Genomic DNA, 11,901 nt, shown 5'->3' on the forward strand with positions numbered 1-11,901 from the left:
GTCGTCCTTATTGGGTTTCCAGTTCGCCGAGCAGCGCGTCGATCGCGCTCGCCGCGTCGGTCTCGCCGCGGGCCGCGCAGGCCGTATCGATCGCGTCCGCGCAGCGTGCCAGCGTGCGGGTGTCGAACAGCGTGCGCAGCGGCAGCGCGAGGCCCCAGTGCAGGTTCGCCTGCGCATGGGCCTGCGTCGCGAGCAGCGAGTGGCCGCCGAGCAGGAAGAAATCGTCGTCGCGGCCGATCGCGTCCACGTGCAGCACGCGCTGCCAGATCGCCGCGAGCGCGCGCTCCGTGTCGGTCGCGAGTTCGACGGCCACGGCCGCCTGGCGCACCGGCGCGGGCAACGCATGGCGGTCGCATTTGCCGTTCGGCGTGACCGGCAGCGCGTCGAGTTCGATCAGCTGCGACGGCACCATGTAGGCCGGCAACTGCGCGCGCAGCGATTCCAGCAGGGCCGCACGGTCGAGCGGGCCCGCGTCGCCGCGCGCGACATAGCCGATCAGTTGCGCGTCGCGCACGATCACGACCGCGTCGTGCACGCCCGGCGCGGTGCGCAGCAGCGCCTCGATTTCGCCGGGTTCGATCCGCTGGCCGCGCAGCTTGACCTGCGTGTCGACGCGGCCGAGGTAGTCGAGCGCGCCATCGGCGCGACGCCGTGCGAGGTCGCCGGTGCGATACATGCGCGCGCCCGGCGCGAACGGATCGGGGACGAAACGCTCGGCGGTCAGCCCCGGGCGGCCGAGATAGCCGCGCGCGAGGCCCGCGCCCGCCAGATACAGTTCACCGGTCGCGCCGGCCGGCACCGGCTGCCAGGCCGCGTCGAGCACGTGCAGTTGCAGGTTCGCGATCGGATGGCCGATCGGCACGGCGACGGCGCGCGCGTCGTCGGGGCCGCAGGTCCAGTGCGACACGTCGATCGCGGCCTCCGTCGGCCCGTACAGGTTCACGAGCGTCGCGTTCGGCAACAGCCGTGCGACCTTCGCGACGAGTTCGGGCGCGAGCGCCTCGCCGCTCGCGACGATCAGGCGCACGCTGTCGCATTGCGCGGCGGCCGAGAAATCGTCGAGATACGCGGCGAACGCGGCCAGCATCGACGGCACGAAGTGCAGCACCGTCACGCCGTGCGCATGGATCGCGGCCGCGAGGCGGGCCGGATCGCGGTGGTCGCCGGGCGCGGCGATCGCGAGCTTCGCGCCGGTCGCGAGCGGCCACACGAATTCCCACACCGACACGTCGAAGCCGAACGGCGTCTTGTGCAGTACGACGTCGTCGCGCGTCAGCCGGTAGGCGTGCTGCATCCATGCGATCCGGTTCGCGAGCGCGCCGTGCGAGTTGCCGGCGCCCTTCGGCTTGCCGGTCGAGCCGGACGTGTAGATCAGGTACGCGAGCTGTGCGGCGTCGATGTCGACCGGGGCGTCGGCGTCGCCCGCTTCGTGGGCTTCGTCGGCGAGCAGATCGGCTACCGTCAGCAGTTGCGTCGCCGCGTCGTCGCCGAGCGCGGCCTCGACCTGCTCGCGCAGATGCGCTTGCGTGATCGCGACCGCGGGCCGCGCGTCGCGCAGCAGGTACGCGATGCGCTCGGCGGGATAGTCGGGGTCGACCGGCAGGTACGCGGCGCCGGCCTTCAGCACGCCGACGAGCGCCGTCACCATGTCGAACGAGCGCTCGACGCACAGCGCGACCGGCGTGTCGGGCTGCACGCCGCGCCGGCGCAATGCGGCGGCGACGCGTGTCGTGTTCCGGTCGAGTTCGCGATAGGTCGCGCGTTGCACGTGGCCCTGGGCATCCGCGTACTCGAGTGCGATCGCATCGGGCGTCGCCTGCGCGGCGGCCGCGAATTGCAGATGCAGCGGCTGCCGTTGCGCGTCCGGCCACGTAAGCGCGGTGTCCTGCGCGAGCGCCAGTGCGTTGCGTGTCGCTTCATCGGCGATCGACAGCGTGCCGAGCAGTGCATCCGGCGTGCGGGCGAGCGCATCGAGCGCGCACGCGAACGCGCGGTGCCAGGTTTCGACCTGGTGCGCATCGACGCGCGCGGTGTCGTAGCCGTAGTCGATCGTCAGCTCGGCGCCGCTCTCGATCACGAGCGTCAGCGCGAAATCGGTCGCCTCGATGCTGCGCACGTTGCTCAGCGCGAGCGCGCGCGAATCGGCGTCGCGCGCCGTATCGTCGACCGGATAGTTTTCGAACACGACCAGCGTGTCGAACAGTGCGCCGCCGGCGCCGCGCGCCCAGCGCTGGATGTCGGCGAGCGGCGTATGCGCATGCTCGGCGGCTGCCGCGTTCTCGCGCTGCAGCGCCTGCAGCCAGTCGGCCGCGCGTTGTTGCGGCGCGGGCGCCGTGATCACCGGCAGCGTGTTGATGAAGAGACCGAGCACCGTATCGACGTCCGCGAGCGCATCGGGACGGCCCGCGACGGTCGCGCCGAACGCGACGGCCGGCTGGTGCGTCATGCGCTGCAGCGCGAGCGCCCAGGCGCCCTGCACCAGCGTATTGACGGTCAGCTTCAGCGCACGCGCCGTTTGCGCGACACGCGTCATCGCCGCCGCGTCGATCGTCGCGCGCCACGTGACCATCTCGGCGTCCGCGCGGTCGGCCACGCGCTCGGCGATCAGCGTCGGCGCGTCGAGGCGCGCGAGCCGCCCGGTCCAGAAGCGCTCGTCCGCGTCGCGGTCGCGCGTGCCGAGCCACGCGATGAAGTCGCGATAGCGCAGCGCCGGGCGGCTCGCGAACGGCGACACCGCATCGGGATCGCGATAGTCGCGCAGCACGTCCGCGAGCAGGCGCGCGGTGCTCCAGCCGTCGAGCAGCACGTGGTGGCGTGTCCAGACGACACGCCACGCGTCGTCCGCGACGCGGATCAGCGTGAGTCGCATCAGCGGCGGTTCGCGCCAGTCGAAGCCGCGTGCGCGGTCGGCCGCGAGCCACACGTCGAAATCGGTGTCCAGCGTGTCGCCGCGCGTGCGCCAGTCGAGCTGGTCGACCGGCATCTGCGCGTGGCGATGCACGCATTGCAGCGGTGCGGCCTCGTCGGGCATCACGCTGGTGCGCAGGATGTCGTGGCGTGCGACGGATGCACCGAACGCGGCCGCGAGCCGGTCGGCGTCGAGCGCCGTCGCGGTCGCGACGAGCTGGTTCACGTAGCTGGCATGACCGGGCGCGAACAGCGCATGGAACAGGATCCCCTGCTGCATCGGCGACAGCGGATACACGTCGTCGATCGTGCGCCAGTCGAGCGGCGCGCGCTCGATCGCGGCCTGTGTCAGGCCGGCAGCCTGCGCGAGCGGGAAGTCGCCCGGCGTCGCCCCGCCGCCGCGATGCGCGACACGCGCGGCGCATGCGTCGGCGAGCTCGCGCAGCGCGGCTGCAAAGCGATTCGCGAAGGCATCGATCGTTGCGCGCTCGAACTGCGGCGCACCGTAAACCCAGTGAACCTTCAGCGTGCGTGCGCCGTCGCGGTCAGTATCCAGGTACGCATGGATCGCGAGCGTGTTGCCGAGCGGCCCTTGCGGGTCGCGCTCGATGCCGGTGCCGCCGAAGCGCGGCACGAGCGTCGCGTCGCGCGGCGCGTCGAACTGGCCGAGATAGTTGAACGTGACGCGCGGACGCGGCACGGCGGCCAGCGCCGCACGCGTTGCCGCATCGCCGTAGTGCGCGAGCACGCCGAAGCCGAGCCCCTTGTGCGGCACCGCGCGCAGCGTGTCCTTGACCGCGCACAGCGTGTCGCGTGCCGTGGCTTCGACCGGCAGCGTCACCGGATAGTGGCTCGTCAGCCAGCCGATCGTGCGGCTCGCGTCCGCATCGTCGAACAGCGCCTCGCGGCCGTGCCCTTCGAGTTCGACGCGGCACGACGCGGCGCCGTCGGCACCGGCCAGCGCCCGTGCGAGCGCCGCGCCCAGCAGTTCGATCGTCTGCGTGCGATACGCGGCGTGCGCGTCGGTCAGCGCGGCGCGGGTCAGGGCCGCGTCGATCGTCTGCACGACGACGGCCGCGTCGGCGTTCGTCGCCGGTGCGTCGGGATGATCGGGCACGACATCGTCGCCCTGTGCCATGCGGGCCCAGTAAGCCGTTTCAGCGGAGAACGGCGATGCCGGCTCCGTCGCGGCGCGCGCGAGGCGTGCGGCCCACGCATCCGCGCGCAGGCCCGGCTGCGTGAGGCGAACCGGCGTGCGCTCGCATGCGGCGCGATAGGCGGCGTCCAGGTCGTCGAGGAGGATGCGCCACGACACGCCGTCGACGATCGCGTGGTGAATCGCCAGATACAGCTGCGTCGCGCCGTCCGGCAGCCGCGCCGCGCATGCGCAGGCGAGCGGCCCGCGGCCGAGATCGAGGCGGCGCTGCAGCGCGTCGAAGCGCGCCAATGCGTCGGCGTCGTCGCGTGCGGCGACTTCGACGAACGGCAGTGCGTCGTACGGCTTCGCCGCATCGCTCGCGTGCCACTTGCCGTCCGCGCCGCGCGCGAAGCGCTGGCGGAATGCGTCGTGATGGGTCAGCAACGTCTCGAATGCACGGGCGAAGGCAGCGGCGTCGAATGGACCGCGCACGTCGAACGCGACCGACTGGTTCCAGTGGCCCGGATGCGGCACGTCGAGTGCGAAGAAGCGTTGCTGCGCGGGCGTCAGGATCGCCGCGGCAGCCGGTGCCGACCGGGCCGGCGCCGGGCTTGCGGCTGTCGTTGCCGACGGTGCGGCGGCAACGTCCTCGGTTTTCGCGATGCGCGCGAGTTCGGCGACCGTCGGGCCGTCGAACAGCTGCTTCGGCGTGAAGCGCACGCCGCGCTTGCGGGCGCGTGCGATCACCTGCAGCACGAGGATCGAATCGCCGCCGAGTTCGAAGAAGTTGTCGTCACGGCCGACGTGCGGCGCCTTCAGCACCGCTTGCCAGACCTCGGCGAGCGCCGTTTCGACCGGGCCCTGCGGCGCGTCGCCGGCGACCACCGTCACCGGCGCGGCGGCCAGTTCGCGCAGCGTCGCGCGATCGATCTTGCCGTTCGCGGTTACCGGCAGGCGTGCGAGCGCGACGAACTGCGCGGGCACCATGTAGTCGGGCAGCGTCGCGCCGAGCGCCGCGCGCATGGCCGCCTCGTCGAATGCGGCGCCGTCGCGCATCACGACGAACGTTACAAGCCGCAGGCGGCCGTCGTGCTCGAGCGCGAGCGTCTCGGCCTGCGCGATCGGGCCGGCCGCGCGTACCGCCGCGCTCACCTCGCCCGGTTCGACGCGATAGCCGCGAATCTTCACCTGGTCGTCGATGCGGCCGAGGAACGCGAGACGGCCGTCCGCGCGCAGGCGCACGCGGTCCCCGGTGCGATACAGGCGCGCACCGGGCGTGAACGGATCGGGCACGAAGCGCTCGGCGGTCTGCGCCGGCCGGTTCAGGTAGCCGCGCGCCACGCCCGGGCCGCCCAGATACAGCTCGCCCGTTGCACCGGCCGGCACGCACGCGCCGAACGCGTCGAGCACCAGCGCGCGCGCATTCGGCAGCGGCCCGCCGAGCGGCACGCCGCTCGCGGGATCGCGCGCATCGGCGGCGATCGACGCGGTGTCGCACGCGATCGCGCCGACGGTCGCTTCGGTCGGCCCGTAATGGTTGATCACGCGGCAGGCCGGCGCGAGCGTGGCCAGGCGCGCGACGAGCGCCCACGTCAGCGTTTCGCCGCCGGTCACGAGTGCATGGCGCGGCAGCACGTCGGCCGGCACGCGTGCGTCGAGCAGCGCCTGCAGGTGGCTCGGCACGATCTTCAGCACGCCGACGTCGCGGCGGCGCATCTCGTCCGCGAACAGGTCCGGATCGAACGCGCACGCGGCCGGCAACAGGTGCAGCGTGCGGCCCGCGCACAGCGCGCCGAACAGCGTCGTGTGGCCGAGGTCGGCGGCGACGGTCGACACCATCGCGAACGACGCATCCGGTGCGAACGCAAGCTCGTCGAGCATCCCCTGCACGTAGTCGGCCAGTGCGCCGTGCGACACGACGACGCCCTTCGGCGTGCCGGTCGAACCCGACGTATAGATCAGATAGGCGCCCTGCCCGGGATGCGGCGCGACGCGTACGCCGGCTGCATGCGCGAGCGTCGCGTCCTGCGTGAGCGTGTCGACGTCGAGCGGCCGTGCATCGTTGCCGGCCGGCCAGGCGGCCCCATCCCGACCCTGCGCGACGAGCGCCCAGCGTGCGCCGCAATCGGCGGCCGCTGCCGCGAGGCGTGCGGCCGGCTGGGCCGGGTCGAGCAGCACGGCCAGCGCGCCGGCCTTCAGCGCGCCGAGCAGACCGACGACGAAGCGGGCCGAACGCTCGATGCAGACGATGACGGGGGCTTCGGCCGTCGTGCCGCGCAGTGTCAGCGCGTGCGCGATGCGGTTCGACGCGTCGTCGAGTTCGGCGAACGTCAGCGAGGCCGACGCATCGGCGAGCGCGACGCGATGCGGATACGCGGCGGCCTGTCGCGCGAATGCGGCGACGATGTCGGCGTGTTCGATCTTCAACGCACGGCCGTCGCGCGGCTGGCGCGATGCCGGCGACGCATCGCACGGCAGCGCGGCCGTCGTGCAATGCGGCTCACGTGCGGCCGCCGCGACGAGCGCCGCATAGCTGTCGAGCCAGGCGCGCGCGGTGTCGGCATCGATGCAGTCGGTCGCATAGGCGGCGACCAGTTCGATGCCGTGCGCGTCGTCGGTGAAATCCAGTGCGAAGTCGAAGCGCGCGGCGAGATCGGGCCCCGGCGTCGCAACCGCGGTCGCGTCCGGCAGCACGCTGTCGTGCCGCGCATCGAACTGCTGCGCGAATTTCACGCGCAGCCATTCGTCGCCGCGCCTGACGGGCGGTTTCACCGCATCGACGACGCGTTCGAACGGCACGTCCTGGTGCGCGACCGCGTCGAGTGCCGCCGTGCGTGCCGCGTCGACCAGCGCGCGGAACGGCAGCATCGGCGCCACGCGCACGCGCAGCGCGACCGTATTCAGGAACAGGCCGAGCAGCGCGCGGGTTTCCGGGCGCTGGCGATGCGCGACCGGCACCGCGACGACCACGTCGGTCTCGCCGGTCAGGCGCGACAGCCACGCGTCGAGCGCGGCCAGCAGCACCGTGAAGACCGTGGCCTGCGCGTCGCGCGCGAGGCGCCGTATGTCGGCCGCGGCCGCGTCGGGCAGGCGGACCGACACGCGTGCGCCCTGCAGCGTGCGCGTCGCGCCCGGCTGGCGGTCGACCGGCAGCGCGAGCGGGCCCGGCACGTCGCGCAACGCGCCGCGCCAGTAGTCGAGCTGACGCTCGCCTTCGCCGCCGGCGAGCATGTCGCGCTGCCAGTCCGCATAGTCGGCGTACTGGATCGGCAGTGCCGGCAACGACGGTTCGCGGCCTTGCGCATACGCGCGGTACGCGGCCGACAGTTCGTCGAATGCGCAGCGCGAGCTCCAGCCGTCGGTGATCGCGTGGTGCGCGGTCAACAGCAGCCGGTGGCGAGCGTCGGCGAGCACGACGAGCGTCGCGCGCAGCAGCGGCCCGTTCGACAGATCGAACGGCGCGCCCGCGTCGCGTTCGGCGATGCGCGTGGCTTCCGCGTCGCGTGCGGCCGGCGCTTGCTCGCGCAAGTCGAGCGTCGCGATCGCAACCGGCAAGTGTGCATGGATGCGCTGCATCACGATGCCGTCGTCGTTGTCGACGAGCGTCGTGCGCCACGCGTCGTGCCGCCCGATCACGTGATCGAGCGCGCGCTGCAGCGCGGCGCGGTCGAGCACACCGTCGATCGTCCAGTGCGCGGCGATGTGATAGGCGGCGCTGGCGTCGCGCGTTTGCGCGAGCACCCAGAAGCGTTGCTGTGCGAGCGAGGCGGCGCGATCGACATGCGAGGCACCCGATGCGGCGGCATCGGCCGGTGCACGGCGGGCGGCAATCGCGGCCAGCGGCTCGCCCGTTTCGCGTTCCGCGCGCTCGACCTGCGCGGCGAGATCGGCCAGCGACGGATCGGCGAACAGCGTGTCGAGCCGCAGGTTCACGCGCAATGCGGCGCGGATCGCGGCCTGCAGCTGCATCGCGGCCAGCGAATCGGCGCCCAGTGCGAAGTAGCGGTCGTCGCGCGACGGCGCCGTGTCGAGGCCGAGCAGCGTCTGCCAGAGGCCGGCGATCTGCTGCTCGGTCGGCGTGCACGGCGCGTCGCCTGCCGGTGGTTCGGTGTCGCGCGCGGCGGCGATGCGCTCGCGCAGCGCGGCACGGTCGATCTTGCCGTTCAGCGTGTACGGCAGTGCGTCGCAGCGCACGAACCGGTGCGGCTGCCACGCGGCGGGCAACTGCGCGCCCACGTGCGCCTTCAGCGCCGCATCGTCGGCGGCCGCGCGCAGCGCGACGCACGCGATCAGCCGCGTCGGCCCGTTGCCGGTTTCGGCAACCACGGCCGCGTCGGCCACCGCCGGGTGCGTGCGCAGGCATGCGGCGATTTCCGCGGGCTCCACACGCACGCCGCGTACCTGGACCTGGTCGTCGAGGCGGCCGAGGTAATCGAACGCGCCGTCGGCGCGCAGGCGTGCAAGATCGCCCGTGCGGTACACGCGGGCACCGGGCTCGCCGTCCGCATCGGGGATGAAGCGTTCGGCCGTCAGCGCCGGGCGGTCGTGATAGCCGCGCGCGAGACATACGCCGCCGAGCAGCAGTTCGCCGCCCTCGCCCGATTCACCTGTTTCACCGGCTTCGTCGCTATCGATGCGTGCGACCCGCGGGCCGATCGCGCGACCGATCGGCAGCGATGCATACGCATCGTCCGCGGCCAGCAGCGGCGTTTCGCCCGGTTCGACCGGCCACAGCATCGGCGAGATCACGGCCTCGGTCGGCCCGTAGCCGTTGATCAGGCGGATCGACGGGAACGTGCGGCGCACGAATTCGAATGCCTGTTGCGGCAGCGCTTCACCGCCGAACGCGAGCACGCGCAAGGCCGGCGGCACGCCGTCGCGCGCGGCGACGGCCGCGAATTCGCGCAGGTAGGCCGGCGGGAACGCGGCGACGCTGACCGATTCGCGCACCATCAGCGCATGGGCGGCGTCCGGCGCGAACGGCTGCGGCGGCGCAATCGTCACGCTTGCACCGATCGCGAGCGGCGCGAGCCAGCACTCGTGCGCGGCGTCGAAATTGACGGACGCGAAATGCAGCAGGCGGTCGCCGCCCGCGATCGGCAGCGCGGCCGCGAGCGCGTCGCAATGCGCGGCGAGCGGCCCGTGCTCGACGACCACCGCCTTCGGCGTGCCGGTCGAGCCCGACGTATAGATCATGTAGGCGGCAGAGCGCGGATGCACCGGCACGTCTGCGTCGTCGACGAAGGCGGCGGCATCCGCGGACGTCGCGTCGAACGCGTGTTCGAACGGCGCGCCGAGCGCCGCGCGGCCGGCCGCATCGACGATCCCGTGGCGCAATTGCGCATCGCGGACGATCCAGTCGAGGCGCGCAGCCGGATGACGCGGATCGAGCGGCACGAATACGCCGCCCGCCTTCAGCACGGCGAGCAGCGCGACGAACAGCTCGCACGAGCGTTCGACGCAGACGCCGACCCGCACTTCCGCGCCGACACCGGCCGCACGCAACTGGCGGGCAAGGTGCGACGCACGCGCGTCGAGCGCGCCGCGCGACAGGCGCAGGTCGTTCTGGAAAGGCGCGGCGAGCGCGGGCGCGTCGGGCGCACGGCGCGCCAGTTCGCGGATTCGGTGATGCAACGCAGTCGGGAAACTCGTCATGTGCGTGAAGTCCTTCGGTCCGGCCGCTTGGGCCAAGTCTCGGGGCCGCATGGGGCGGCTTCACTGGTGTGACGAACGGCGCGGCCGATTTTTTACCGTTTTGCGTGCAAAGGCCGCACGGAGGCATTTTTTGCAGGCAGCGCTAAATATTTGCGCGGCCCGTTCGTCTATCAGGGAGGAAAGCCGCAACCGGGCCCGTCCCGCGCGCTGCTTTCACGTCAGTTCCACCGCTTCCGCATGATTTGCTTGCCCTTCATTTACCGACGTTGCCGATGACAGCCGCCCACGAGCCTTCTTCCCCGCCGTCCCTCGACGCCTCCCCCGGCCGCCCCGCGGCCCGCCTGATCCTCGCGTTGCTGCGCGAAAGCCGCGCGTCGCTCGCGCTGGCCCTCGTCGCCTGCGTGCTCAACGGCGTCGCGAGCGTGCTGCTCGTCGCGACGCTGAACCGCGCGCTCGCGACGCCCGGCGCGGCCGACGCATCGCTCGCGTGGCGCTTCGCGCTGTGCGCGGTGATCGCGCTCGTCACGCGCATCGTGTCGGGCACGCTGTTCGCCCGGCTGTCGCAGGACACGATGGCGCGGCTGCGCGTGCATCTCGCGCGGCGCGTCGGCGCGGCCGAGCTGCGCGACATCGAGCGGATCGGCGCGGCGCCCGTGCAGTCGGTGCTGACCGACGACGCGACCAACGTGTCGATGCTGTTCTTCGCGCTGCCGAACCTGGTGATGCACGGCTCGATCGTGTTCGGCTGCCTCGGCTATCTCGCGTGGCTGTCGTGGCCCGTGTGCCTGCTCGCGCTCACCGCGATCGTCTTGGGCTCGCTCGGCTATCACACCGGCGATCGCCGCGCGATCGCGTCGCTCGAAGCGGCCGGCCAGGCGCAGGACCGCCTGTTCGGCTATCTCGGCTCGCTGTTCTCCGGCGCGAAGGAGCTGAAGCTGCACGACGCGCGCGCACGCCAGTTCGTCGACGGCCAGCTCGGCGCCGCGATCGGCGAGGTGCGCGACCACCGCCGCCGCGCGTTCAGCGCGTATGCGGTCGGCGTCGGCTGGATCATCTTCCTGTTCTATGTGTTCCTCGGCGCGGCCGCATTCTGGCCGCAGCTCGGCGTGCATGCCGATGCGAGCACGGCGGCCGGTTACGTCGTCGTATTCCTGTTCATGCTGGTGCCGCTCGACGGACTCCTGAACAACCTGCCGACCGTCAATGCGGCGCGCGTGTCGCTCGGGCGCATCGAAGGCGTGATGGCCGAATTCGGCGCGCTGCGCACGGTGCCGCCGGCCAGCGACGCGCCCGACGTGCCGCCGGCCGGCGCCGTCACGCTGCGCGGCGTCACGCATGCGTATTTCCACGAGCGCGACGAACGGATGTTCCGGATCGGGCCGATCAACCTGACGATCCAGCCGGGCGAACTGGTGTTCATCGTCGGCGGCAACGGCAGCGGCAAGACGACGCTCGCGAAGGTGCTGACGGGGCTCTACGAGCCGGAGGAAGGCGCGATCGAGGTCGACGGCCGCACGATCGGCTGGCGCGAGCGCGCCGCGTACCGGCAGCGCTTCAGCGCGGTCTTCAACGACTTTCACTTGTTCGATGCGCTGCTCGGCATCGTCGATCCGGACGATCCGGCGCGTGCGCAGGCCGATGCGCGCGCCAACGCGCTGGTCGCGAAGCTCGCGCTCGATCACAAGGTGAAGGTCGTCGACGGCGCGTTCTCGAACCGCGCGCTGTCGACCGGGCAGCGCAAGCGGCTCGCGCTCGTCGTCGCGTACCTGGAGGACCGGCCGTTCTACCTGTTCGACGAATGGGCGGCCGACCAGGATCCGTCGTTCAAGGCGGTGTTCTACGAGCAGTTGCTGCCCGAGCTGCGCGCGCGCGGCAAGGCCGTGATCGTGATCACGCACGACGACCGCTATTTCGACCTCGCCGATCGCCTGCTGAAGCTCGACAACGGGCAGATCGTCAGCGACACGACACCCGCGCGGTCACGCGCACGGGACGGTGTCGACGCGTTGAGCGCGTAAGGACGCGTGAACACCGCCTGCGCGCAGTCATTGCGGCGCGCAGGCGGTGTTCGGTTCAAATGGTTTGGAAGCGCCGGAAGGAAATGTTGTCCGGCGCACTTGCGTATGCATGACCCCGGCCGGAATGCCGCGGCCCGTTCGAGCAGCATGCGGATGACGACGCGGTTCCCGGCCACGCTGCCC

At 72.1% G+C, this 11,901-nt stretch carries 2 protein-coding genes; one reads left to right on the forward strand and one right to left on the reverse strand.

All coding sequences use genetic code 11. The features are described 5' to 3' along the window. Window positions 1-7: 7 nt before the first annotated feature. Window positions 8-9,700: a non-ribosomal peptide synthetase gene (locus U5771_RS10460; RefSeq protein ID WP_322023891.1), complete on the reverse strand. Its 9,693-nt coding sequence runs from the start codon at window positions 9,698-9,700 to the stop codon at window positions 8-10. Between the two features lie 272 nt (window positions 9,701-9,972). Here U5771_RS10460 and U5771_RS10465 point away from each other — a divergent pair, with 272 nt between their 5' ends. Next, window positions 9,973-11,718 carry a cyclic peptide export ABC transporter gene (locus U5771_RS10465; RefSeq protein ID WP_322023892.1) on the forward strand — a complete coding sequence of 582 codons (1,746 nt, stop codon included), beginning with the start codon at window positions 9,973-9,975 and terminating at the stop codon, window positions 11,716-11,718. Window positions 11,719-11,901: the final 183 nt, after the last annotated feature.

Source organism: Burkholderia sp. BCC1977, from assembly GCF_905339595.1.
Classification (GTDB): Bacteria; Pseudomonadota; Gammaproteobacteria; order Burkholderiales; family Burkholderiaceae; genus Burkholderia.

Bases quoted from the DNA above. Each gene is read 5' to 3' on its own strand.
- U5771_RS10465 (WP_322023892.1), top strand. From the start codon at position 9,973: ATGACAGCCGCCCACGAGCCTTCTTCCCCGCCGTCCCTCGACGCCTCC.
- U5771_RS10460 (WP_322023891.1), bottom strand. From the start codon at position 9,700: ATGACGAGTTTCCCGACTGCGTTGCATCACCGAATCCGCGAACTGGCG.